General features: G+C 72.7%; 16 protein-coding genes and 1 pseudogene. 5 read left to right on the top strand and 12 right to left on the bottom strand.

The genetic code is table 11. From position 1 onward, the window contains the following. Positions 1-494: 494 nt before the first annotated feature. On the bottom strand, positions 495-1109 hold the full coding sequence (locus tag ACZ4WQ_RS46730) for a hypothetical protein (RefSeq protein WP_398374456.1): 615 nt from the start codon (positions 1107-1109) through the stop codon (positions 495-497). Between the two features lie 102 nt (positions 1110-1211). Further along, entirely contained in the window at positions 1212-2669 is a 1458-nt protein-coding gene (ahcY, locus tag ACZ4WQ_RS46725; protein WP_398374457.1) for an adenosylhomocysteinase, read from the bottom strand. A 412-nt stretch (positions 2670-3081) separates the two neighbouring features. On the opposite strand from ahcY, the pseudogene ACZ4WQ_RS46720 reads away from it, so the two are divergent. Continuing rightward, positions 3082-5131: pseudogene (locus ACZ4WQ_RS46720) on the top strand (fructose-specific PTS transporter subunit EIIC). Between the two features lie 257 nt (positions 5132-5388). Here the strand turns inward: ACZ4WQ_RS46720 and ACZ4WQ_RS46715 are convergent. The 7 genes from ACZ4WQ_RS46715 to ACZ4WQ_RS46685 all read right to left on the bottom strand — a co-directional run bounded on the left by ACZ4WQ_RS46715 (position 5389) and on the right by ACZ4WQ_RS46685 (position 13146). Next, positions 5389-6309 carry a cation diffusion facilitator family transporter gene (locus ACZ4WQ_RS46715; RefSeq protein ID WP_385351603.1) on the bottom strand — a complete coding sequence of 307 codons (921 nt, stop codon included), beginning with the start codon at positions 6307-6309 and terminating at the stop codon, positions 5389-5391. 95 nt (positions 6310-6404) lie between these two features. Beyond that, on the bottom strand, positions 6405-7610 hold the full coding sequence (manA, locus tag ACZ4WQ_RS46710) for a mannose-6-phosphate isomerase, class I (protein ID WP_398374459.1): 1206 nt from the start codon (positions 7608-7610) through the stop codon (positions 6405-6407). Between the two features lie 108 nt (positions 7611-7718). After that, a complete protein-coding gene (locus tag ACZ4WQ_RS46705; protein ID WP_311729457.1) occupies positions 7719-8939 on the bottom strand; it encodes an SIS domain-containing protein in 1221 nt (406 codons plus the stop codon). Positions 8940-8997: 58 nt separating this feature from the next. After that, positions 8998-9180: a Trm112 family protein gene (locus ACZ4WQ_RS46700; RefSeq protein WP_398374461.1), complete on the bottom strand. Its 183-nt coding sequence runs from the start codon at positions 9178-9180 to the stop codon at positions 8998-9000. A gap of 119 nt (positions 9181-9299) precedes the next feature. Next, positions 9300-10661: a phosphomannomutase/phosphoglucomutase gene (locus ACZ4WQ_RS46695; protein ID WP_311729455.1), complete on the bottom strand. Its 1362-nt coding sequence runs from the start codon at positions 10659-10661 to the stop codon at positions 9300-9302. A 160-nt stretch (positions 10662-10821) separates the two neighbouring features. Continuing rightward, positions 10822-12438: an L-lactate permease gene (locus ACZ4WQ_RS46690; RefSeq protein ID WP_311729454.1), complete on the bottom strand. Its 1617-nt coding sequence runs from the start codon at positions 12436-12438 to the stop codon at positions 10822-10824. A 273-nt stretch (positions 12439-12711) separates the two neighbouring features. Further along, entirely contained in the window at positions 12712-13146 is a 435-nt protein-coding gene (locus ACZ4WQ_RS46685) for a DUF3499 domain-containing protein (RefSeq protein ID WP_311729471.1), read from the bottom strand. Positions 13147-13440: 294 nt separating this feature from the next. Between ACZ4WQ_RS46685 and ACZ4WQ_RS46680 the strand changes: the two genes are divergently transcribed. Then, a complete protein-coding gene (locus ACZ4WQ_RS46680; RefSeq protein WP_385351609.1) occupies positions 13441-13896 on the top strand; it encodes a metallopeptidase family protein in 456 nt (151 codons plus the stop codon). A 96-nt stretch (positions 13897-13992) separates the two neighbouring features. On the opposite strand, the gene ACZ4WQ_RS46675 is transcribed toward ACZ4WQ_RS46680, so the two are convergent. The 3 genes from ACZ4WQ_RS46675 to ACZ4WQ_RS46665 form a co-directional block, all read right to left on the bottom strand. After that, positions 13993-15552, bottom strand: coding sequence for a DUF5719 family protein (locus ACZ4WQ_RS46675; protein WP_468022898.1), 1560 nt, complete (start codon positions 15550-15552; stop codon positions 13993-13995). After that, positions 15549-19535 carry a glycosyltransferase gene (locus ACZ4WQ_RS46670; RefSeq protein ID WP_468022897.1) on the bottom strand — a complete coding sequence of 1329 codons (3987 nt, stop codon included), beginning with the start codon at positions 19533-19535 and terminating at the stop codon, positions 15549-15551. Before ACZ4WQ_RS46670 ends, ACZ4WQ_RS46675 begins: the two co-directional genes overlap by 4 nt. A gap of 168 nt (positions 19536-19703) precedes the next feature. Next, complete coding sequence (locus ACZ4WQ_RS46665) at positions 19704-19967, bottom strand: WhiB family transcriptional regulator (protein WP_004952403.1); 264 nt, start codon at positions 19965-19967, stop codon at positions 19704-19706. Between the two features lie 684 nt (positions 19968-20651). On the opposite strand from ACZ4WQ_RS46665, the gene ACZ4WQ_RS46660 reads away from it, so the two are divergent. Genes ACZ4WQ_RS46660 through ACZ4WQ_RS46650 form a run of 3 tightly spaced genes read left to right on the top strand, consistent with a single transcriptional unit; the run spans position 20652 to position 23578 of the window. Continuing rightward, a complete protein-coding gene (locus tag ACZ4WQ_RS46660) occupies positions 20652-21197 on the top strand; it encodes a cysteine dioxygenase (RefSeq protein ID WP_311729451.1) in 546 nt (181 codons plus the stop codon). A gap of 12 nt (positions 21198-21209) precedes the next feature. Next, a complete protein-coding gene (gene cofD / locus ACZ4WQ_RS46655) occupies positions 21210-22202 on the top strand; it encodes a 2-phospho-L-lactate transferase (RefSeq protein ID WP_398374467.1) in 993 nt (330 codons plus the stop codon). Next, on the top strand, positions 22199-23578 hold the full coding sequence (locus tag ACZ4WQ_RS46650) for a coenzyme F420-0:L-glutamate ligase (protein ID WP_398374469.1): 1380 nt from the start codon (positions 22199-22201) through the stop codon (positions 23576-23578). The genes cofD and ACZ4WQ_RS46650 overlap by 4 nt, the downstream gene beginning before the upstream one ends. Positions 23579-25174 lie beyond the last annotated feature (1596 nt).

Below are 25174 nucleotides of genomic sequence, written 5' to 3'. Positions count from 1 at the left end.
CACCGGTTTCTCCGGGCGCTTCCCTTCGGTGTTTCCAACCTTACCAGATCCGTTTTCCGGTCCGTTCCCGGTCCGAATTCCCATTTCTGGTGGCCGTTGGAGTGGCCTTTGCCTTTCGGCTGTTTCGACTTTAGCAGACTCACATCGGCCGACCTAATCGGCTTCGCGATTCCTGCGGGGATCGAAGTGTGCCTCGTTCGAATCAGAATTCAGAACCGAGGCGACCTTGGTGCTCACGGTTGCCCGCGAGCAACTGCTTACAAGCATACACTGCTTGCGCCGCAACCGTTAGAACCTACCTCACCCGACAACCCCCGTCAAGAGGTTTGGGTGAGATCAACACAGTAGCAGGTCAGAAGGGGCCTTCGCGCAGAGCGCCACACGTTGTGGACGGTGCGTCGACCCGGTGTCTCGACGGACGATGTCTCGACGTCTGTGTGAAACAACCAGCGACTCCCTGTGTAACTCCCGAGGGTGCGGGCGTCAAGGCTCCGTCAGGCGAACGTCGACGGCGGGTTCTCGAGGTCTTCGAGCTCGATCCCCGGCGCCGCCAGCACCACGTCACCAGCGATGTGGACCGAGTGCCGCTCACCCGTGTCCAGGGCGGTGACCTCGTACTCGTCCACGGTCAGCGGGCCGCTGTCGGTCGGGTGTGCCGCCCTGTCCAGCAGCACCCAGGACTGGTCGAGTGTGCGGGGCGCCAGGACGGGGGCGGTGAAGGCGACGAGGCGGACGCGGGTGGCTGGGGCGCTCGGGGCGAGGCGCAGCAGGCGGGCCGTGGCGATCAGGAAGGCCGGCGAGGCCCCGGTGAAGGAGTGGGCCGCGACATTGCCCTCGGTGGCGTGCTCTCCGGCCGGGTCGGTGCGGACCCAGGTGACGCCCTCCAGCGCCGCGCCGCGGACGCGCCAGCTCGCGGCGTTCAGCTCCAGACGGAGTGGCCGGCCCCGTTCGTCGAGTGTGAGGTCCACGGAGCCGCTGTGCTCGCCGGAGGGGGAGGTGAGCTGGGAGACATAGCGCCAGCCGCTGGGGCCGGTGGCGCAGTGGAAGTGCTCCTCGCCGAGCGGGGCGTGATCGTGCGGGTCGTGGAGGGAGTAGCGGCCGCGGGGCATGGTCCGTTCCTTGACGTGCGAAGGCCCGCCCGGACGAGTCGGTCCGGGCGGGCCCTGGGCCCCCGACTGGGCGGGGGCTTCACCGGCTACCGGGTGGTGCGATCAGTAGCGGTAGTGGTCGGCCTTGTACGGGCCCTCGACCGGGACGCCGATGTAGGCGGCCTGCTCCGGGCGGAGCGTGGTCAGCTTGACGCCGAGGGCGTCCAGGTGGAGCCGGGCGACCTTCTCGTCCAGGTGCTTGGGCAGCACATAGACGTCGGTCGGGTAGGACTCCGGCTTGGTGAAGAGCTCGATCTGGGCGATGGTCTGGTTCGCGAAGGAGTTGGACATCACGAACGACGGGTGACCGGTCGCGTTGCCCAGGTTCAGCAGACGGCCCTCGGACAGCACGATGATCGCCTTGCCCTCGGGGAACGTCCAGGTGTGAACCTGCGGCTTGACCTCGTCCTTCACGATGCCGGGGATCGCGGCGAGGCCGGCCATGTCGATCTCGTTGTCGAAGTGGCCGATGTTCCCGACGATCGCCTGGTGCTTCATCCTGGCCATGTCGGCGGCCAGGATGATGTCCTTGTTGCCGGTCGTGGTGATGAAGATGTCCGCGGTCTCCACCACGTCGTCCAGGGTGGCGACCTGGTAGCCGTCCATCGCCGCCTGGAGCGCGCAGATGGGGTCGATCTCGGTGATGATGACCCGGGCGCCCTGGCCGCGCAGCGACTCGGCGCAGCCCTTGCCCACGTCGCCGTAGCCGCACACGACCGCGACCTTGCCGCCGATCAGCACGTCGGTCGCGCGGTTGATGCCGTCGACCAGGGAGTGGCGGCAGCCGTACTTGTTGTCGAACTTCGACTTGGTGACGGCGTCGTTCACATTGATCGCCGGGAAGAGCAGCGTCCCGTCCCGGTGCATCTCGTAGAGGCGGTGGACGCCGGTGGTGGTCTCCTCGGTGACGCCGCGGATCTCCGAGGCGAGCTGCGTCCACTTCTGCGGGCTCTCCGCGAGGGTGCGGTTCAGCAGCTCCAGGATGACGCGGTGCTCCTCGTTCTCCGCGGTGGAGACGTCCGGGGCGGCGCCGGCCTTCTCGTACTCGACGCCCTTGTGGACCAGGAGAGTGGCGTCGCCGCCGTCGTCCAGGATCATGTTCGGGCCGCCGGTGGCGGTGCCCGGCCAGGTCAGCGCCTGCTCGGTGCACCACCAGTACTCCTCCAGGGTCTCGCCCTTCCAGGCGAAGACCGGGATGCCCTTCGGGTCCTCGGGGGTACCGTTCGGGCCGACGGCGATCGCGGCCGCCGCGTGGTCCTGGGTGGAGAAGATGTTGCAGGAGGCCCAGCGGACCTGCGCGCCGAGCGCGACCAGGGTCTCGATCAGCACGGCGGTCTGCACCGTCATGTGCAGCGAGCCGGTGATGCGGGCGCCCGCGAGCGGCTGGTCGGCGGCGTACTCCTCGCGGATCGCCATCAGGCCGGGCATCTCGTGCTCGGCGAGGGTGATCTCCTTGCGGCCGAAGGCGGCCAGGGACAGGTCGGCGACCTTGAAGTCCTGACCGGAGACGGCATTCGTCATCTGCTGCTCCTCAATTGATCGGTTTCGAGCGAGAGTGGTTTCGGCTGGGCATGCGGCAGTGGTTCCGCAGCGCCGTGGTCACACGGCTTGGACACACGGGTCCCCTGCTCGCAGTGCGCAGTCCGTCGGAGGCCCTCTCTCCCTCGGCCGGTCCGCGGAACGGACCGCCCGACCGCCATCAGCAGCGACGTCTGGCTCGGTCACGAATCTACACCGATCGGCGCAGCGAACCCCAGTCCGCAGCGGCTTTCTTCAACCTGTGGACGCTATCTTCGGCCGGTTCGCCGTCTGTGCCCTGCCGACCTGGGATTTGTTCCGGTCCGGACCTCTTGCAGGATGCGCTCGGCGCGGGGACCCTTGCACCTTCCCTCGCTCGATCAACGCGTTGTCAACGTTGTCAAAGGAGACCCACGTGACCAGTCCAGCCGATCCCCCCAATGGCGTGGGGGCCAGCGGACCAGGGCTCAAGCTGCTTGCGGTGACCGCCTGCCCGACCGGCATCGCGCATACCTATATGGCCGCGGAAAAGCTGGCCCAGGCGGCGGAGTCGCTCGGGCACGCCATGAAGGTGGAGACACAAGGCTCGATCGGGGCCGAGAACGTACTGTCCGACAACGATGTCAGAGACGCGGACGGCATCATCATCGCCGCCGACAAGGACGTCGACCGCAGCCGGTTCGTCGGCAAGAGGGTGCTCGTCGTCGGCGTCGCGGAGGGCATTCACCACCCCGAGCAGCTGATCGAGCAGGTCCGCAGCGCGCCGGTGTACGGCGGGGATGGTGCGGGTGGGGGCGCGGGCAGCGGTGGAGCGGGGGGCTCCGCCGGGGGCAAGGGGCGCAGCGTCACCTACAAGGCCCTGATGAACGGCGTCTCGTACATGATCCCGTTCGTCGTGGTCGGCGGGCTGCTGATCGCGGTCTCGCTCGCACTGGGCGGCGACACGACGCCCAAGGGCATCGTCATCCCCGACGACTCCTTCTGGAAGTCCGTCAACGACATCGGCGTGATCGGCTTCCAGCTGATGATCCCGGTGCTCTCCGGCTATATCGCCTATGCGATCGCCGACCGGCCGGCGCTGGTGCCCGGCATGGTCGGCGGCTGGATCGCGGCGCACGGCGAGCTGTACGACAGCGAGGCGGGCGCCGGGTTCATCGGCGCGATCATCACCGGGTTCCTGGCCGGGTATCTGGTCCGCTGGATCAAGATGGTCAAGGTCCCCAAGTTCGCCCAGCCGATCATGCCGATCATCGTGATCCCGATCGTGGCGACCTCGGCGCTCGGGCTGTTCTTCATCTATGTGCTCGGCGAGCCGATCTCCTGGGTCTTCGAGCACCTCACCGACTGGCTCGGCGGGCTGACCGGCACCAGCGCGGCGCTGCTCGGCACGATCCTCGGCCTGATGATCGCGTTCGACATGGGCGGGCCGGTCAACAAGACCGCTTTCCTCTTCGGCGCCGGCCTGGTCTCCAAGAACCCCGAGATCATGGGAATGTGCGCGGCGGCCATCCCGGTCCCGCCGCTGGGCCAGGGGCTGGCCACGCTCATCCGCCGCCGGATGTTCGACGACCAGGAGCGGGAGACCGGTCTGGCCGCGCTCTTCATGGGCTTCTTCGGGATCACCGAGGGCGCCATCCCGTTCGCGGCGGCGCGTCCGGCGCGGGTCATTCCGGCGAACATGCTCGGCGGCGCGGTCGCCGGTGCGGTGGCGGGTCTCGCGTCGGTCAGAGGACAACGTGCCGCACGGCGGTCCGATCGTGGCGCTGCTCGGGGCGGTCGGCGGGGTGCCGATGTTCTTCGTCGCCGTCGTGATTGGTACGGCGGCCACGGCGCTCGCGACGATCGGGCTGATGTCGCTGTCGTTCGGCGGGGGTGCGGGGGGCTCGGCGCGGCAGGGGGCAGGCGCGGGTGTTCCCGTGCTGGTGCGTGAGCGGGTGCCGGCGGGGGTCGTGGCGGAGGGGGCGGCTGTGGCTGTTGTGCCCCAGAGGGCGGCTGCGGGTCAGGAGGGTCAGGTGCTGTCCGGGTATCTGACCGGGCGGACCGTACGGGAGCGGCTTGCGGCGGACGGCAAGGAAGCCGCCATACGCGAGATGGCCGAGCTGCTCGCCGCCTCCGGCAAGGTCGCCGATGTGCCGGAGCTGGTCCGCGCGGCACTGGCCCGCGAGGAGCAGGGCACGACCGGGCTCGGCGAGGAGATCGCGATTCCGCACGCCAAGACGGACGCGGTGACCGAGCCCGTCGTCGGGTTCGCGCGGGCGCCCGAGGGCATCGAGTGGGGTGCGCTGGACGGCACGAAGGCCAAGTTGGTGTTCATGATCGCGGTGCCGGAGGCGGCTGCGGGGGATGAACACCTGCGGATCTTGGCGCTGCTCTCGCGGAAGCTGATGAGTGCGGAGTTCCGGGAGCGGTTGCTGGGGGCGGCGGACGAGGTGGCGATTCTGCGGGTGCTCGGCGAGATCGAGTAGCGGGGTTGTGGGTGGGGCAGTGGGGTTCTCCCCTGACCCGCCCCTTCCCGAAACCGGGGCTCCGCCCCAGACCCCACGGGGCTTGGCCGCGTGGGGTCTCCGCTCCCCGTCCCCGGGCTCCGGGGACGGGGAGCGGAGTGCTCTCCTGACCCCACGGGGCGGAGCCCAGAACTCTCCGGATCACAGCGCACACCACGCCCACTGCCACGAGGCAGCGCCCCGCCCCGGGCTGGGGCGGGGCGCGGCCTCGTGGGGGGTTACGGCTTGGTGGTGCGGAGGATGTCGGGCTCCAGGTAGATCACTCGGGCGATGGGGACCGCCTCGCGGATGCGGGCCTCCGCCGCGTCGATCGCGTGGGCGACCTCCGCCGCCGTGTCGTCGTGCTGGACGGCGATCTTGGCGGCGACCAGCAGTTCCTCCGGGCCCAGGTGGAGCGTGCGCATGTGGATCAGGCCGGTGACGGTCTCGCCGTCCACGACGGCCTCACGGATCTTGGCTACCTGGTCCACGTCCGCGGCCTCGCCGAGCAGCAGGGACTTCGTCTCCGCCGCCAGGACGAGGGCGATCAGGACCAGCAGGGCGCCGATGCAGACGGTGCCGATGCCGTCCCACACGCCGTTGCCGGTGAGCACCGACAGGCCGACGCCGCCGAGGGCGAGCACCAGACCGACCAGGGCGCCGAGGTCCTCGAGCAGGACGACCGGCAGCTCGGGGGCCTTGGCCCGGCGTACGAACTGCGACCAGGACAGCTTGCCGCGGATCTCGTTCGACTCCTTTATGGCCGTACGGAACGAGAAGCCCTCCGCGACGATCGCGAAGATGAGCACGCCGACCGGCCAGTACCAGTGCTCCAGCTCGTGCGGGTTCTTGATCTTCTCGTAGCCCTCGTAGAGGGCGAAGACGCCGCCGATGGAGAAGAGGATGATGGAGACCAGGAAGCCGTAGATGTAGCGCTCCCGGCCGTAGCCGAAGGGGTGCTCCGGGGTCGCCTCGCGCTTGGCCTTCTTGCCGCCGAGCAGCAGCAGGCCCTGGTTGCCGGAGTCGGCGATCGAGTGCACGCCCTCGGCGAGCATCGACGACGAGCCGCTGAACGCGAACGCCACGAACTTGGCTACGGCGATGGCCAGGTTGGCGCCCAGCGCGGCAACAATCGCCTTGGTTCCGCCTGATGCACTCATTTTGTGCCGAATGTCCCTTCCGTCGCACGGCAGCTTTGCCGTTGCTTTACTGCGTACGGCGGGCCATTGTTGCAGCCCCGCCAAACGGCGGTGCGTCAGGCGGCGACTGTGGCCCGGAACACAGTGCCGGGCCCGGACAGCGCCACGGCCTCACCCGCCGACACGAAGGCCGACTCCCCCTGAGCCAGCCGCAGTTCGGTCCCCTCCCCGTCCGTGCCGCGCAGCACGGCCGTGCCCGAGGCGCACAGCAGGATCTGGGCGGTGCGGGAGGACAGCGGGAGGCTGCCGGTGCCCTCGGCCAGGACGTAGCGCGACAGCCGGAACTCGTCGATCGGGGTGGTGTACACCTCCTCGCCGGAGGGCTCTGCCTCCGGGCGGAGCACACCGGGGGCCGCGCTCTCGAAGTGGACGACGCGCAGCAGTTCGGGGACGTCGATGTGCTTGGGGGTCAGCCCGCACCGCAGGACGTTGTCGGAGTTGGCCATGATCTCGACGCCGAGGCCGTCGAGATAGGCGTGCGGCACGCCCGCGCCGAGGTAGAGCGCCTCGCCGGGCTGGAGCCGTACGTAGTTGAGCAGCATCGCGGCGATCACGCCGGGGTCGCCCGGGTAGTGCCGGGCGATGGAGGCGTACGCGCGGTACGCGGCGGCGTGCGGGCCGTCCTGCGCGCCGAGCCGTTCGGCGGCGGCAGCGGCCTGGTGGACGGTGTCCGCGATCGCCTCGCGGTCGGCGGTCAGTACGGCGGTGAGCACCTCGCGCAGCGCGTGGGACTCCGGGTGGGCGTGCAGGACGTCCACGTACGGCTTGAGCGAGTCCACCTCAAGGGCGGCCAGCAGTTCGCCGGCCTGGTCGGCGTCGCGGAAGCCGCACAGCCCGTCGAAGGGTGTGAGGGCGCATATGAGTTCGGGCTTGTGGTTGGCGTCCTTGTAGTTGCGGTGGGCGGCGTCGAGCGGGACGCCGCGCGCCTCCTCGTCCGCGAAGCCCGCCCCGGCCTGGGCGAGGTCGGGGTGCACCTGGAGCGAGAGCGGCGAGGCGGCGGCGAGCACCTTGAGCAGGAACGGCAGCCGCGGCCCGAAGTGGCTTACGGCGTCCGGGCCGAGCTCGCCCTCGGGGTCGGCGGCGATCACGTCGGAGAGGGCCACCGGGCCCTCGCCGCGGTCCACCCGGGACGGCGCCCCGGGGTGCGCCCCCATCCACAGCTCGGCCTGCGGCTCGCCCGTCGGCTCCGTGCCCAGCAGCTCGGGGATGGCGGTGACGGAGCCCCAGGCGTAGGGGCGGACGGTGTTGACGAGGCGGTCCATGGAGTGCGGTTCCTGACTGTACGAAACTGTACGAACTCTGCGAGCAGGGACGTCGAAACCCCGGGAGTCTTCTGAAGACTTCCGCGGGTTACCGACAGGGGTGCTCGGTCATGATCCCTCCGCCGAGGCGAGCGCCAGGTAAACAGCGGTGAAATCCGTGATGGCGAGCAGTTCCGCCGCGCACTCCAGGACGCCGCCGCTGCCCGGTTCGAGCTCGCTGAGCGCCGTGTCGTGGGCGAGCGCGAGCTCCCGGGCGGTCGGCACGGCCGAGAGGGAGCCCACCGGTTCGTCGTACAAGAGCACAACCCGGGCCCGGAGCGCCTCGGCCTCCTCCACCCGGTCGCGGAAGAAGTCGTCGGGGTCCGCGCCGCCGGCCAGCGACCCGGCGAGCAGCGTGCCGTGGGCGGCGAGCGCCCCGGGCAGCTCGGCCACGAGCGCGGCGCGCCCGGCGAGCAGCGCGAGCAGGCCCGCGAAGCGCCGCCCGGCGGCCGCCGCGACCGGCCCTTCGGTCCACAGCAGCGGCAGCGAGCCGGCGAGCTCGGCGGCGAGGGCCTTGGCGGGGTTGGTGTAGGTGGCGATGGCCGGGCCGCAGCGCTCGGCGACCTGGTCCAGCCGGTCGGCCACCTGCTGGAGCGCGCTGGGCGGGGCGGACACCAGGCCGATGCGGTCGACGAGGACCAGCAGCGGGGTGAGCAGCGCCCACAGGGTGCCCGGCAGCGCGGGCCCCGTCACCTCGTCCGGCGCCGTGCCCGTCGGCTCGGTGTGCTGCCCCTCGGCCTGCGGGGATCCGGCGGGCGCGGGCGGCGCCGTGTCGTACGGGGCCGAGCTGTTGTACGGGGTGGTGGCCAGCGGGACCATCAGCCCGCGCGCCTGCTCGACGGTGCCGGCCAGCGGGGAGTGCGCGGGCGCGACCGCCACGATCGAGCAGCCGCGCCGGTACGCCTGCTCGACGAGCGGCGGCAGCCCCGGCTCCGCGCCGTCCGGCGTGACGAGCAGCAGCAGGTCGAGCGGGCCCGCCCAGCCGGGCAGCGTCCAGCGCAGCGCGCCCGGGGCGGGCGCCACGCCCGTCGGCGCGATCAGGCTGACCGGGCAGTTGTTGCCGCTGAGGGCGCCGAGGAGGTCGGCAGTGCTGCTCCCGGCCGCGCCGGGGCCGGCGACCAGGACGGTCCGCGGCCGGCCGTCGGGCTTGAGGTCGGCGACCCCCGCCTCGGCCGCGTACCGGGCCGCGGTGCGCACCCGGGCGCCGGACTCGGCGACCCCGCGCAGCAGCCCGCGGGTATCCGCGCGGGCGAGGGCTTCGGGGGCGTCGAGGAGGGATTCGTCGAGCATGGTGCTTCGGCCTCCGATCGCCGTGGGCGGGGCGGTGCGGGAACTGCGCGGGATGCCGTCAGGCCGGCCGGCGCGCCTCGTCGACCAGCAGCACGGGGATGTCGTCCCGGACCGGGTAGGCGAGGCCGCACCCCTCGCCCGCGCACACCAGCTCGGGCGTCTCCGGCCCCTGTTCCTCGCGCAGCGGCGCGTGACACGCCGGGCAGGCGAGGATGTCCAACAGACCGGCTTCGAGCGGCATGGGGCGTCGTCCCTTCGGTTTGGGTCCAGCGTGGTCAGCGTACCGCCGGGGAGGGGGCGGCGCGGCAGCAGCGTCGCCCCCTCCCTTCCGGGCTCGGTACCGCCCCTGGGGGCCGTCGCTCAGGCGCGGACGATGGCCAGGGCCTCGTCGCGGACGCGGGCGACGGTCTCCGCGTCGCGCGCCTCCACGTTGAGGCGCAGCAGCGGCTCGGTGTTGGAGGGGCGGAGGTTGAACCACCAGTCGGCGGCCGTCACCGTCAGCCCGTCCAGCTCGTCGAGCTCGACGTCGTCGCGCCCCTCGTAGGCGGCCTTGACCGCGGCCATGCGCCCGGCCTGGTCGTCCACGACGCTGTTGATCTCGCCGGAGGCGGCGTACCGGTCGTACGCGGCGACCAGCTGCGACAGCGGGCGGTCGGACTGCTCGCCGAGCGCGGCCAGGACGTGGAGGGCGGCCAGCATGCCGGTGTCGGCGTTCCAGAAGTCGCGGAAGTAGTAGTGCGCGGAGTGCTCGCCGCCGAAGATCGCGCCGGTGCGGGCCATCTCGGCCTTGATGAAGGAGTGCCCGACGCGGGTGCGGACCGGGGTGCCGCCGTGCTCCTTGACGACCTCGGGGACCGACCACGAGGTGATGCAGTTGTGGATGACCGTCCCGCCCGGGTGCTTGGCCAGCTCGCGGGCGGCGACCAGGGCGGTGATCGCGGAGGGGGAGACCGGCTCGCCGCGCTCGTCGACGACGAAGCAGCGGTCGGCGTCGCCGTCGAAGGCGAGGCCGATGTCGGCGCCGGTCTCGCGGACGCGCGCCTGGAGGTCGACGATGTTCTTGGGGTCGAGCGGGTTGGCCTCGTGGTTGGGGAAGGTGCCGTCGAGCTCGAAGTACATCGGGTCCAGCTCGAGCGGGAGCCCGTCGAAGGTGGTGGGGACGGTGTGGCCGCCCATGCCGTTGCCCGCGTCGACGACGACCTTCAGGCGGCGGATGCCGGTGAGGTCGACGAGCGAGCGCAGGTGGGCGGCGTACTCGTCGAGCACGTCCCGCTGGGTGATCGTGCCGCGGTCGGCGACCGGGCCGGGGGCGCCGCCGGCGGACCACTCCTCGACCAGGGCGCGGATCTCGCCGAGCCCGGTGTCCTGGCCGATGGGGGCGGCGCCCGCGCGGCACATCTTGATGCCGTTGTACTGGGCGGGGTTGTGGCTGGCCGTGAACATCGCGCCGGGCAGGCCGAGATGTCCGCTGGCGAAGTAGAGCTGGTCGGTCGAACACAGTCCGATCTCGGTCACCTCCGTGCCGAGTGCGGCGGCCCCGGTCGCGAAGGCCCGTGACAGGGCGGGCGAGGAGGGCCGCATGTCATGGCCGACGACGATCGCCCGTGCGCCGGTCACCCGGGCGAAGGCGGCGCCGAACAGCTCGGCGAGCGGCTCGTTCAACTGGTCCGGGACCACACCGCGCACGTCGTACGCCTTCACGATCTGCGACAAGTCGGTCACAGCAGTCCCTTCTGGAGGTCTCTACTTCGGGGGTCTTCTTTTGAGGTCTTCTTCTGGGCGTTCCGGGGCCTCTCTTGGAGGCCTCCGGACCTCAAAACCTACCCGTACGACCTGGGGGGCAACTGTGAAGCCCGTCGCGCGGCGCGCTCGGGGCGGCCGCTCAGGGCAGCATCCAGCCCAGCAGGAAGGACGACTGGGCGACGACGATGAGACACATCACCAGCAGCAGGGCCAGACTCCATGGCAGCACCTTGCGCAGCAGATCCCCCTCGCGCCCCTTGAGGCCGACGGCCGCGCAGGCGATGGCGAGGTTCTGCGGGGAGATCATCTTGCCGAGGACGCCGCCCGAGCTGTTGGCGGCGGCGAGCAGGTCGGGCGACAGCCCGGACTCCCGGGCGGCGGTCACCTGGAGGGCGCCGAAGAGGGCGTTCGCGGAGGTGTCCGAGCCGGAGACGGCGACGCCGAACCAGCCGAGCACCGGGGAGAGGAAGGCCAGCCCGGCCCCGGCCGCCGCGACGAAGTGGCCGATGGTGGCGGCCTGTCCGGACAGATTCATGACGTAGGCGAGGGCGAGGACCGAGGTGACGGTGAGGATCGCGTGGCGCAGCTCGCGCACGGTGGCCGCCCACTCCCCCAGCGCCTGCCGGACCGGGACCCGCAGCACGACGGCGGTGGCCGCGCCCGCGAGCAGCACCAGCGTGCCGCCGGTGGAGACCAGCGGCAGGGCGAAGACATTGCCGCCGACGGGATCGCCGTCGGGATTCGCCACATCCAGGAAGGGCCAGTCGAAGGTGCGGGTGGCCTCGGCGAGGGCGTCCTTGACCGGCCCGATCTGGGCGAGGGAGAAGATCACGACGATGAGCGCGTACGGGGCGTAGGCGCGCAGCACCTCGGGGCGCGGGTCCTCGCGGTCCAGGTCGTCGCTGCGTACGCCGGTCAGCACGGCCGCGCGCACCTCCTCGCGGGCGGGCTTGCGGGCGCCGGGTACGGCGACGAGCGCGGCGGCGCCCAGCAGCGCCGCGCCGATGTCGGCGAGCTGCGCGGAGAGGTAGTTGGACGCGGCGAACTGGGCGGCGGCGAAGGCGACTCCGCAGGCGAGCGCGGGCGCCCAGGTCTCCCGCAGCCCGCGCCGGCCGTCGACCAGCGCGACCAGCAGCAGGGGGACGACGAGGGCCAGCAGCGGGGTCTGCCGCCCGACGACGGAGGCGACGGAGTCCAGCGGGAGCCCGGTGACCTGAGCGAGGGTCACGACCGGGGTGCCCATGGCGCCGAAGGCGACGGGGGCGGTGTTGGCGACGAGCGCGACGACGGCGGCGCGGGCCGGCTCGAAGCCGAGCGCGACGAGCATGACCGAGCAGATGGCGACGGGGGCGCCGAACCCGGCGAGCGCCTCCAGCAGCGCGCCGAAGCAGAAGGCGACGACCAGGGCCTGGATGCGCGGGTCGGCGGAGAGCCGGCCGAAGGAGCGGCGCAACACGTCGAAGTGGGCGGTGTGGACCGTCATGCGGTACACCCACAGGGCGTTGACGACGATCCACATGATGGGGAAGAGACCGAAAAGCGCCCCCTGGGCCGCGCTGGAGAGGGTTTGGCCGACGGGCATGCCAAAGCCGAGCCAGGCGACCAGGGCGGCGACGGCGAGGCCGATGGGGCCGGCGTAGTGGGCCCGCATCCGCACCCCGCCGAGGAGCACGAGGACGGTGACGAGGGGGAGGGCGGCGACGAGGGCGGACAGGGAGAGGGAGCTCGCGACCGGCTCCAGTTGCTGCACGAACACACAGGCCTCCCGGCATTCGGTTCGTCTCTTCCGGTGTCCCGGGACCCGGGCACCGGGGAGTCGCCCCTGGAAAGCCGTATCCGCGATGCGAAAACACAGCCCCAGGGATGCAGGAATGGTCGTGTCCGCGACAAGTTCTGGTCAATGCCTCGGCGGCAACGGATCGGCAAGTGCCGGGAAGAAGTTCGAGAAACGGCCTCAGGGAGAGGTCCGAGGAGGGGGTTTGAAGAAGGGCCTCAGGGCGTCAGGGCCTCAGGGCGGCGAGGGTGGCGCTCAGGAGTCCGGTGAGCGCAGGACCCTCAGATGGCCACGGCGGGAGACCTCCCGGGGGTCGCCCTCCCGGCCGCCCGTCCCGGGCCCCGAGGGCCCGCCGGACGCGCGCTCCTGGGGGCGGGCGGCCTCGCGCACGGCATTGGCCAGCGCCTCCAGGTCGTCACCGCTGGGGCGGGGCGGGCCGGTGTCGACGGCCAGCCTGACGACCTCCCAGCCGCGCGGGGCGGTCAGCCGCTCGGAATGCTCGGAGCACAGGTCGTAGCAGTGCGGCTCGGCGTAGGTGGCGAGCGGCCCGAGGACTGCTGTCGAGTCCGCGTAGACGTACGTCAGCGTCGCGACGGCGGGGCGGCCGCACGCGGTGCGCGAACAGCGACGTACAGGGCTCACGACGTTGGACGGTACCGCACTCTTGAGCGGGCCGCGACGACTCTCCACCAGCTCACTCCGCCGTGTCGTCACGGTTCGCCCCCTGCGTCCCGATCCGTGAACCGCCGCGCTGACCAGCGCGGACTCCGGCACGGACGATGACCGGCGAGAACGGATCCGGTCATCGAGCGATCCGATATAGATCATCTTGCGTGGGAAAGCCGACCCGTGGGGCGACTGTTTTCGGTCGCAAGCACGACTGGAACGCTCATCCGGCGACACGAGAGTGACAGCAACGCGACATCTGAGGCGCTGTCCGGTAAGCGCGTGCCCGAGAGCCCGCGACGGCTACCCTCATGAGTGATGACCAGGCCCGTACCGCCCCACCAGTCCGAGCCGCGCCCGCGCCGCCGCGATCGACACGGGCGCGGGATGCGCGGTCCGATCGCGCCGCCGCAGGTGCCGCTCTCCGTCAGCCGCGCGGAGTCCTTCCTGGATCTCGTCCAGGAGTCCGCGGAACGGCTGGAGAGACGCTGGCCACAGCTGTCCGCCGTCGACTTCGCCGTGCTCGAGGTGCCGGTCCCGGCCGCGCCCGGCGGCGCGGGCGGCTGGGACGGCGAGTCCGTGCCGCTCGGCCGGTTCATCGCCGCGCGCGGCGACAGCCCCGACCGCATCGTGATCTACCGCCGCCCGGTCGAGATCCGCGCCAAGACCCGCGACGAGCGCGCGCTGCTCGTCCACGAGGTCGTCGTCGAACAGGTCGCCGAGCTGCTCGGCCTCGCCCCGGAGCTGGTGGACCCGCGCTACGGGCAGGACTAGTCGCCAAGGCTCATGTTGTGGTGAATACGGGACAGCGACACGCCGTCGTCACGGCGTGTCGCTGTCCCGTATTCACCACAAACGGTCAGCGCGGGATCACTGGCCGCCGTCGTTGAGCAGGGACAGGTCCTGGCGCGCCGCCGGGACCGCGACCGTGCCGCGGTCGTCGGGCAGCGGCTGGATCGTGAACATCGGGATGCCGCCCTGGGGCAGCGCCAGCATCCGGGACGCGTACACCGGCCCGCCCGAGATCCGCTCGACCGTCAGGGCGTATCCGCCCCTGCCCGAGGACGGGCGCGGCGGCTCCACGGCCTGGGTGGTGCCGCCCTTGATGTCGTAGGTCTTGCTGACGGGGCTGCCGCCCCCGCTCCCGGCCGACGCGGTGACCCGCACCTTCGCCGACGCGTTCGGGGCCACCAGGGACAGCGTCGAGCCCTTGGCGCGGTTGTCGGCGGCGGTGCCGGTCCGCTCGATGCTCGTGGTGGCGGGGATGAAGGCCGTCTCCTGGCTGCTCCCCTTGCCGCGCGTGACCCGCAGCGCGGCCACGACCGGCGCGGCCCGGCCCTCCCCGCCCTCCGGGGTGAGCACCAGGGATCCCGCCTCGCCCTTGGTGACGTCCGCGAGGTCGGCCCACGCCGTCATCCCGCTCTTGACGTGCAGCGACTCCTGCCCGGCCGGGGTGATCGAACTGCTGCGCCCGGCCAGCCGCACCTTCAGGTCCGCGTCGTCCGAGCCGGGTGCGAAGACGACCAGGCGCACCGAGGTCGCGTCGGCCGGGATGCCGGGCAGCACCACGCTGTCCGACGGCTCGGCCGAGGCGGGGAGCCAGTCGCTGCCGAGCTCCTGGTCCACCGCCTGGACGGCCGCCCCGACCCGGCCGGAGCGCGCCGACACCCGGAGGGTCGCGTCCAGCGCCTCCACGTCCGTCAGGGTGGAGAGCAGCACCGGGACGGTGGACCGCCCCGGGACCGTGATCTCCTCTTCGGCCGAGGGCTTGAGCCGGCCGTTCGGGCCGTAGAGCTTGAGGTCCACCTCGGCGGCGTTGTCGTCCGGGTTGGTCAGGTGAACGTAGTCCTGCCGGTCCTTCGCGGTGCTGATGCCGGGGAACCAGAAGTCCGTGTCGGGCGCGGTGCACGTGGTGCCCAGCAGGCCGCGTCCGCTGCCCGCGGCCACCGTGGTGGTCTGCTGCACGGTCCAGCCGGGTGCGAGCGGGCCGTCGGCGGTGCCGATGAGGGCGGGGGCGTCCGAGCGGTCCGTCTCGGCGGTGACCGGCTTCCCGGGCTCCTTGAGGGACACGACGGGCTTGCTCGCCGTGCCTGCCTGGCCCTTCTGGCCCTTCCGGCCCTTCTGATCCTTCTGAGTGTCCTTCTGAGCGCCGTCGTCCTCCGAGCCCTGGGCGGGGAGCAGCGCGGCGGTCCCCTTCTTCGCACCCTGGGCGCCCGTGACCTTGGGCGTGAACGCGGTGTAGGTGGTGGTCGCCACGTCCGAGGAGGTGGGCGTCGGGCACACGAGCGCGGAGCGCTCCACGGGCAGCCTGGTGGCCGTCTTGGCCGCCGGTGCCGTGTCGTCGGACGACCCCTCGGTCAGCGAGGCGACGCCGGTGACGGCGGCGAGCGCCGTGACGGCGGCGATCAGGGACAGGGTGGTGCGGTTCATCGCTGCTGCTCGCTCCCGTCGCGGCGGGCCTCGGGCTCGGCGTCGCCGTACGTCGTGTCGCCCTGCTGTTGGGGGTACGTGCCGCCGTCGGCGTACGGCTGCTGCTGGTCGTAGGCGTACGGGTCGGCGTACTGGCCGCTCGCGTACGGGTCCGCCGGGTACTGGCCCTGGGCGTACTGCCCTTGCGCGTACTGGCCCTGGCCGTACTGGTCGCCCTGGTAGCCGGCCGCGGAGTAGTCGCCGGCCTGGTACTCGCCGCCCTGCTGATAGCCGGTGCCCTGGTATTCGCCGCTCTGATAGCCGGCGCCGGAGTAGTCACCGCCCTGGTACTGGTCGCCCTGGTACTGGTCCCCTTGCTGCCCGCCGTAGCCCGCGCCGCCCGCGCCCGCGTACGGCTGGGCGTCCCACTCGCCGTACTGCTGCTGCGGGGGCACCGCCGCGTACGGGTCGGCGGCCGCGGCGGCCTCCTGCCCCGCGTCCGTACCCTCCGGCGGCGCCGGGGGCGCGCCCGGGGCCTCGGGCGCCGGCGTGTCGGTGGTGCGCGCCGCGGGTGCGCCCGCCTCGGGTGCATCCAGCGCTGTCTGCGCCGCCGCCTCGGCGGCGGCCCGCAGCCGGCGGGCCCGCCGCCCGTCGCCCGTCAGGTCCTCGGCCGCGACCGCCGCGGCCTCCGCCTCCGGCAGGTCGTCGTCGACCGTACGGCGGCGGCCCGGCAGCGCCAGCACCACCAGGACCAGCGCCAGCAGACCCTGGGCCCACATCCATGCGGTGTGTGTGACGGGGGACTCGTAGCTCAGGTCCAGCCGTCCGCCGTTCGCCGGGAGCTCGAAGCCCTGCGCCCAGCCGTCCACGGTCTTCGCCTTCAGCGGCTTGCCGTCGAGCGTGGCCTGCCAGCCCTCCGTCGCCCGGTCGGCGATCCGCAGCACCCGCCCCGCCGGGCCGGCCGGGACGGTGGTGTGCGCCTCGACGGGGCCGGAGGGGACGTTCACCGGGGTGGCCTGGGACCCGGCCGTCGAGCCGCCCTGGCCCCCCGTCTCGGCCGTCTCGCCCGCCTGGGCGCCGGGGACGATGGTGACCCGCGAGATCCGCTGGTCGACCCGCCACAGGGCGCTGCCGTCCTCCTGGCTGAGCCTGGTGAGCCCCGGTGTGGCGTCCAGCACCCGGCTCATCTGGCGCGCCGAGCCCTCGCGCACCACCACATAGCGGATGGCGTAGCCGCCGAGCTGGCCGGTCTGGTCGGCGCCGGAGCCCGCGATCAGGTTGGCCACGACCCGGTCGAGCCTGCGGTCGCCGCCGGCCGCGCCGGTGAGCTCGGCGTCGCCGAGCCGGGCGCCGGAGCCGCGCACCAGGACGTAGTCGGCCTGGGCGCCGTTGCCGTCGAGGACCAGGGTGCGGGCCTGGTCGCGGGTGCTGCTCTCGGCCGCCACGAAGGCCGGGACCTGGTCGGGGGCGCGCCGCACGACCGGGCCGTCCGCGCCGCTCAGCATCCAGGCCGCGGCGGCCCACAGGGGCGCGGCGGCCGCGGCCGCCGCGATCAGCAGCGCGACCGGCTGGCGCCAGCCGAAGCTCTGCGCGGCGACGCGCTGCCGCGCGCCCTCGGCGCCGACCACACCGGCGCTCAGCAGCGCCAGGCCGTAGACGAGGGTCGCGGGCCCGGCCCAGCCGGAGCCGTTGGTGAGCGCGGCGAAGAGGAAGCCGGTGAGCGCCACGGCCCAGGCCGTACGGACCGCCAGCTGCCGCTCGCCGCGCATCAGGGCGGCGAGCGCGGCCAGCACGAAGCCGAGCAGCAGGAGCGTTCCGCCTGCCTTGGGGCCGCCGGGGCTGAGCGCGAGCAGGTCCAGGGCGGACGCGGAGCCGGTGGTGTAGCCGAGACCGGCCTCGTCCAGGAACCGGCCTGGGTCGGTCAGCAGATCGGCCGACCAGGGCGCGAGCACGGCGAGCGGGGTGAGGACGACCGCGAGGAAGCGCAGGCCGTACGCCGTCAGCTGCTCGGTGCGGCTCTCCGCGAACCGCAGCGCGAGCACCCCGAGGCCCAGGAGCAGCGCGATCGGCCAGACGATGGGCGTGAACGCCATGGTGAAGGTCAGCAGCAGCGCGTACGCCCAGGTGGCGCGCCAGCTCGGCCGCTCGCCGTCGCGCGCCCGCTCGCCGAGCCCGAACCCGCTCGCCGCGACCGCGGCGCGGGCCATCAGCGGCAGCACGACGGCGAGCACGGCGGTGCCGAGCCGCCCGCTCGCCAGCGCCCCGGTCGCGGCCGGCAGGAAGGCGTACGCGACGCTCCCCCAGGCGCGCAGCAGCCGGGACTCGACGAGCGGCCGGGAGGCGAAGTACGCGGTGAAGCCGGCCAGCGGCACCGAGCAGACCAGCAGCAGCGTGAGCGTGAAGCCGGTGCTGCCCAGGAAGAGCGTGGCGACCGAGGCGAGCACGGCCAGATACGGCGGCGCGCTCTGCGTCCCGCCGGTCCCCACCGGATGCCAGCCGTCCAGGTAGCGCGCCCACAGCTCGGAGACGCTGCCGGGCGCGGGCAGCAGCGCGCCGCCCGACAGCGCGCCGCCGCCGAGCAGTTCGCGGCAGGCGATCAGCGAGACGAGCAGCAGGACGGCGAAGAGCACCGGCCCGGGCTTGCGCGCGATCCGCTTCAGCCGGGCGAACTGCTCGACCTCCAGGAAGTCGGCGTCCTCGTCGCCAGGACCGGACTCCACGGCCCCGTGCCGTCCGCCGGAGGACAGCTCGGGATCGGAGCGGCTGCCGAAGTGGCCGGCGATCTGCTCGGCGGTGGCGCGCACCGTGGCGCCGGGCGGCGGGAACAGCGGCCGCAGCTCGTCCTTCTCGACCACGGACCGCCCGCGCCGCTTCCGCGCGGCCAGGATCTTCTCGGGGCGCAGCAGGGTGCCGAAGAGCCCGGCGACCTCGTCCAGGGCCTGCCCGGGCACCTTGCCCACCAGATACGCGAGGGTGCGCACCATGGTGCCGACCAGCAGCCGCAGCAGTACGTACGGGAGGGCCGACCCGCGGCTGTTGACCAGCAGGGCGTAGGTCGCGCCCGCCTTGTCGACGCGGTGCGGGCCGGCGACGGAGCGGCCCACGCAGTCGATGGGGCGCCGCTCGCGGGCGGCGGCCTCGGCGTGGCGCAGCGCGGCGTCCGGGGCGATCAGCACCTGGTGGCCGGCGGCCTGGGCGCGCCAGCACAGGTCCACGTCGTCGCGCATGAGGGGCAGCCGGGGGTCGAAGCCGCCGAGTTCCTCCCACACGTCGCGGCGCACCAGCATGCCGGCGCTGGACACCGACAGCACGGGCCGCACCTGGTCGTGCTGGCCCTGGTCCTGCTCGCGCCGCTCCAGACCGGTCCAGCGGCGACCGCTGCGGGCGATACTGACGCCGACTTCGAGCAGCTGCTTGCTGTCGTACCAGCTGCGCAGCTTGGGGCCGACGATCGCGGCGCGCGGGTGGTCGTCGGCGACCCGCAGCAGCTCGGCGAGGGCGTCCGGCGCGGGGGCGCAGTCGTCGTGCAGCAGCCACAGCCACTGGACGGGCTCGCCGTGGGGCAGCTCCGGCATGTCGTACGCGTCGTCGCGCCAGGTGCGGTTGACGGGGTCCCAGCCGCTGGGGCGCTTGAGGTACGGCAGCTCGTCGGGGCCCAGGACCTCGGCGCCGCGGACCGCCTCGGCGACGGCCGTGCCGAAGCCGCTGCGGCGGGCGAGGTGGAGCACCCGGTCGGGGCCGAGGGCGTCGGCCAGCAGCTGCGCGGAGTCGTCGGCGCTGCCGGTGTCGGCGGCGACGACGCTCTGGACGGGCCGCTCCTGGCCGAGCAGCCCGGCCAGCGCGTCGGGCAGCCAGCGGGCTCCGTCATGGGCGACGAGCACGGCGGTGACGACGTGGCGGGGAAACTCGGGCGGGTGGGCGGGAGCAGACACCGCCGTCTGGGCGGGCGCAAACGCGGCGTTGGCGGCCGGGTATTGGGCCGCCGGGTGGCTGTGCACGGACATCGAGGTACGGGCCCCGGTTCGCTGGACTGCGGTGGACGCGCGCGCCCTTGGCGGCGCCCGCGCGTCTCGGACGGGGCCCCACACTAACGGCTGTGTACACAGCGGTCCGCCTCCCGGCACCAAGGGACGGGAGACGGACCGCTGGTTCAGGTCTGGTATGGCGTGGGGTCAGACGGCTGCCTTTTTCAGTCGGCGGCGTTCCCGCTCGGACAGACCGCCCCAGATACCGAAGCGCTCATCGTTGGCAAGGGCGTACTCGAGGCATTCGGAACGGACCTCACAGGCGAGGCAGACCTTCTTCGCCTCACGGGTGGATCCGCCCTTTTCCGGGAAGAACGACTCGGGATCGGTCTGGGCGCACAGTGCGCGCTCCTGCCAACCGAGCTCCTCGTCCGCCTCTTCGACCAGCAGTTGCTGGAACAACTCGGTCATGTGCGCCCCTCGTCTGTCATTGCGTCCCCATGTCCGCTGCCCTGCCGTCGGTCCGTCGGTCGGTCGGTCGGCGCGTCGGGCAGAAACGACACGAGTGAAATTACAAGTGTGCCGATCCGGGCCAGTCAAGCCGAGATCTGCTATTGAGCCCCTTATTCACTCTGCGGAACCAAGGCGAAGCAGAAAGTGTTCAAATCAGCCTAAAGCCGACACCTTCCCCGATCGCCACTCGCGTCCCTTCTCTTACTCACAGAGGAGGACGTCACGAAGGCCGATCCCGTTGCACTCCGGGCGCTCCAGGTGTTGCGCCGTCTGACCGGTTCCCGCCCGGCACAAACCCCTCCGCCCCTCCCGCAACCGGATGAGGTGAAACTTCGCCCACCATCCGGACGTCAAGTTGACACGGGGGTCGGCGACCCGGTCTCCTAGTCCGCATGTCAGTGACCCCCGCGCCCCAGCCGACCCGCGACCACGGGTTCCGCTGCGCCGTGCAGGCTCGCTGTCGCTGTTCCAGCTGTTGATGCCTGTCGACGCCCCTGAGCTCCAGCCATCTCGCGCAGCAGCCGCCTCGCTGAGCCGTCTTACGCAGACGCCTCACGCGGCCGCCTCACACAGCCGTCTTACGCAGCCGCCGCCGCGCGGCCGCCCCCGCGCCCGCCACGCCACCTTCCGCCGAGGACCCCCATGAACAGCGACGTCCAGATCGCCGGTGACCCGCTCGCCATCCCGCATCTGCTGCCGCCCGCACCCGCACACCCCTCCACCGTCTCCGCCTTCGCCGGACTGGCCCGCTCCATCGCCGCCGACCGCGCCCGCTGGGCGCCCCTGGTCCAGTACGACGCCACCAGCCGCTGGTACCACCGGCTGCGCACCGGCCCCGGCTACGAGGTGTGGCTGCTCAGCTGGGTCCCCGGCCAGGGCAGCGGGGCCCATGACCACGGCGCGTCCTCGGGCGTGCTGACCGTCCTCGAAGGCGAGCTGACCGAGCGGGTGGGACACGGCGGGCGGCACACCCTGACGGCGGGCGCACAGCGCGTCTTCGCGCCGGGCTATGTCCACGACGTCGTCAACGACTCGCTCGAACCGGCCGTCAGCCTGCACATCTACTTCCCCGGGCTGACCGACATGCCGATGCACCCCTCGCAGGACGCGGTGCGGGAGCTGGCGGAAGGCCGCACGAATGGCTTGGTTCCGGACGCCCCGGACACTCTGGATGTCCTAGGCGGCTGAGAGTATGTCCGCATGCGCATTGTGGTTCTGGCAGGCGGCATCGGCGGCGCCCGTTTCCTCCGCGGTCTGAAGTCGGCGGCGCCGGACGCCGACATCACCGTCATCGGGAACACCGGCGACGACATCCACCTCTTCGGCCTCAAGGTCTGCCCCGACCTCGACACGGTGATGTACACCCTCGGCGGGGGCATCCACGAGGACCAGGGCTGGGGCCGGGCCGACGAGAGCTTCGCCGTCAAGGAGGAGCTGGCGGCGTACGGCGTCGGGCCCGAGTGGTTCGGCCTCGGCGACCGGGACTTCGCCACACACATCGTCCGGACTCAGATGATCGGCGCGGGCTATCCGCTGAGCGCCGTCACCGAGGCCCTGTGCGCGCGCTGGCAGCCCGGCGTGCGGCTGCTGCCGATGACCGACGACCGCATCGAGACACACGTCCTGATCGACGACCCCGACGCGCCGGCTGCCGAGGGGGCCGACGAGGGCCGCCCCGCGCGCAAGGCCGTCCACTTCCAGGAGTACTGGGTGCGGCTGCGCGCCTCCGTGCCCGCCCACGCGGTCATCCCCGTCGGCGCCGAGCAGGCCAAGCCCGCGCCCGGGGTGCTGGAGGCCATCGCCGCGGCCGACGTCGTCCTCTTCCCGCCCTCCAACCCCGTCGTCAGCGTCGGCACCATCCTGGCCGTGCCCGGCGTCCGGGAGGCCATCGCCGACGCCGGGGTGCCCGTCGTCGGCCTGTCCCCCATCGTCGGCGACGCGCCCGTGCGCGGCATGGCCGACAAGGTGCTGGCCGCCGTGGGCGTGGAGTCCACCGCCGCGGCCGTCGCCCGCCACTACGGCTCCGGGCTGCTCGACGGCTGGCTCGTGGACACCGTGGACGCGGCCGCCGTGGGCGAGGTCGAGGCCGCCGGGATCCGCTGCCGCGCCGTCCCGCTGATGATGACCGACGTCGAGGCCACGGCCCGGATGGCCGCGGAGGCCCTGAAGCTGGCCGAGGAGGTACGGGCATGACGCAGGCCCCGACGTACCGGGTGTGGGCGCTGCCCGGCATCCCCGAGGTGCGCCCCGGCGACGACCTCGCCAAGCTCATCGCCGAGGCCGCGGCCGCGGAGGGGCTGCCGGGGCTCGCGGACGGCGACGTCCTGCTCGTCACCTCCAAGATCGTCAGCAAGGCGGAGGGGCGGATCGTCCAGGCCGAGGACCGCGAGGCCGCCATAGACGCCGAGGCGGTCCGCATCGTCGCGCGACGCGGGCGCACCCGCATCGTGGAGACCCGGCACGGCCTGGTGATGGCCGCGGCCGGGGTCGACGCCTCCAACACCCCCGCCGGGACCGTGCTGTTGCTCCCCGAGGATCCCGACGCCTCGGCGCGGCGGCTCCGGGCCGGGCTGCGGGACGCGCTCGGGGTCGAGGTGGGGATCGTGGTCACCGACACCTTCGGGCGGCCTTGGCGCAGCGGGGTGACCGACGTCGCCATCGGGGCGGCGGGGGTGCGGGTCCTGGAGGACCTGCGCGGCGGCACCGACGCCCACGGCAACGCGCTGAGCGTCACCGTGGTCGCCACGGCCGACGAGCTGGCGGCGGCGGGCGATCTGGTCAAGGGGAAGGCGGGCGGGCTGCCGGTGGCGGTCGTGCGGGGCCTGCCGCATGTCGTACGGCCGGCCGACACCGCCAACGCCCCCGGCGAACCCGACGCCCCCGACGATCCCTCCGATCCCTCCGATCCCGACGACGGGGCCCGGCCGCTGATCCGGGGCGCGGCCGACGACATGTTCCGGCTCGGCACCTCCGAGGCCGTCCGCGAGGCCGTCACCCTGCGCCGTACGGTGCGGGAGTTCACCGACGAGCCGGTGGAGAGCGCCGCGGTGCGCCGGGCCGTGGCCGCCGCGATCACTGCCCCGGCCCCGCACCACACCACGCCCTGGCGGTTTGTGCTCCTGGAGTCGGCGGAGTCGCGGCTGCGGCTGCTCGACGCGATGCGCGAGGCCTGGATCGCGGATCTGCGGGGCGACGGCTTCTCCGAGGAGAGCATCGCCAAGCGGGTGCGGCGCGGGGACGTGCTGCGCAAGGCGCCGTATCTGGTGGTGCCCTGCCTGGTAGCGGACGGCGCGCACGCCTACCCGGACGCCCGGCGCGCTGCGGCCGAGCGCGAGATGTTCGTGGTGGCGGCGGGCGCCGGGGTGCAGAATCTGCTGGTCGCGCTGGCAGGCGAGGGGCTGGGGTCGGCGTGGGTGTCGTCGACGATGTTCTGCCGCCCGGTGGTGCGTCAGGTGCTGGGGCTGCCCGAGGAGTGGGATCCGATGGGGGCGGTCGCGGTGGGCCGCCCGGCGGCCCCGCCCTCGGCCCGGCCACCGCGGGACGCGGACGCGTTCCTGGTGGTGCGCTAGCCGTTGCCAAGAGCCTTAGCGGTTCTCGGCATTCCGGGCACTACGGCCTGGATGGTCCGTCACATCGCCAAAGCGTGAGGGCTTCGGTTCAAGTACGGTCGCTCACTTCCTTCCCACGTGGGGTGGGGATTACGCCGCCTGCCCTCCCCGGCCCGGCCTTGCGGCTGGGTCGGATGGCGTGGGTCCTACGGTCGGCTCCACCAGGCTTCGACACCTTCGCGGCGTCCAGGTCTCCGGCCACTCTGGAACCTGTGGTGTCGGCCACTATGCAAGGGCGACGAGGTTGTGCGCTGAGTTCCCGTCCCGTCCCGGGCGGCGTCGCCACCAACGGGTGATCAGGGTGTGCAGCTGCGGCCCGGACAGCCCCGTCCACGCCTTCAACTGGGCTGAACGGCAGGTGGCGAGACGAAGTTCCGCACAACTGACCGTAACCCGAACTGACTTCATGACGTTATGCCTGACGTTGACGCTGGTCGGGAGAGGGGGGAGAGCGTGGCGGGTCGATCATCGGCTGCTCCTGCTCCTGCTCCTGGGGAGGGGCGGCGGTTTCGGGGTCCGAACCGGGGTGAGGTGTGGCGGCGGCCGAAGGATGCGCCGGTGTCGGTGATCCGGCTGCCGCTGGTGGTCGCCGATGCGGATGTCCGCCGCCGGGTCGAGCAGTTGTTCTCGGCGATGTGGCAGATCAAACGCGCCCTGCAGCGTGACGCGCGGGATGTGGCCGGCGCCTACTGGGCCGGTGACGTGCGGCGCGAGAGGGACGTGAAGGCATGGCGGGCGGAGCTGGGCCTGTCCCGCACCGGGCTGGAGCGGCGCGCGTATCGGCATCTGGAGCGCTCACGCTGGTTGAGCGGTCATGTGTCGAAGGTGTTGGTGATGCATCAGGCCGACGAGGTGTGGGCCGGGGTGGCCCGGCATCTGCACCCCGACGCGTCAGGGCGGCGGGCCGGGCGCCCCAGGACCGGGACGTGGTGGGAGTACACCCGTATCCCGGGCCGGGCCCGCTCGCACACCACCGACCGCAAGTGGGAGACCTTCCGCCTGCACGGCACCCTCGCCGGACACCTGGACACCTTCCGGCACCCCGCGCTGCCGCCCCAGGTCACCACCCCCGCCCAGGCCGCAGGCCTCGCCCCGGGCATACGGGTGCTGGCCCAGCCACGCCGCATGCCCGCCCCCGCCCGGCCCACCGCAGGCGTCCCCACCGGCACCCTCGACGCCGCAGGCCGCCCCCGCGGCAGGGCGGCGTCCTGGTTCGACCACACCGGGCCGCTGACCGTCGTCTTCGCCGGAGGGCCCACCGGGCGCGGGGACATCGTCCTGCCGGTGCGGCTTGCGCAGGGTGCCGGGCGCTGGCCCTATCTGCTGCACTACCTGGACGACCCGAGCCGGTGGCACAAGATCGACCTGGTGCGCAGGCGGGATCCGGCCGCCCCGGGCGGCTGGGCCTACGAGGCCCATCTGATGGTCCTCGCCCCCGGCTACGCCTCCCGCGCCACCCGTACACGGCGCCGGCAGGCCGCCGCCCTCCAGCGTGTCGGCGGGGTGGACGGCAACGTCTCCAACCTCGCCGTCGTCTCCCTCCCCGCCACGCTCGAC

This window comes from Streptomyces sp. NPDC028305 (assembly GCF_055569495.1).
The sequence above is the reverse complement of the archived record's forward strand: the minus strand, read 5'-3'. Positions and strand labels throughout refer to the sequence as shown.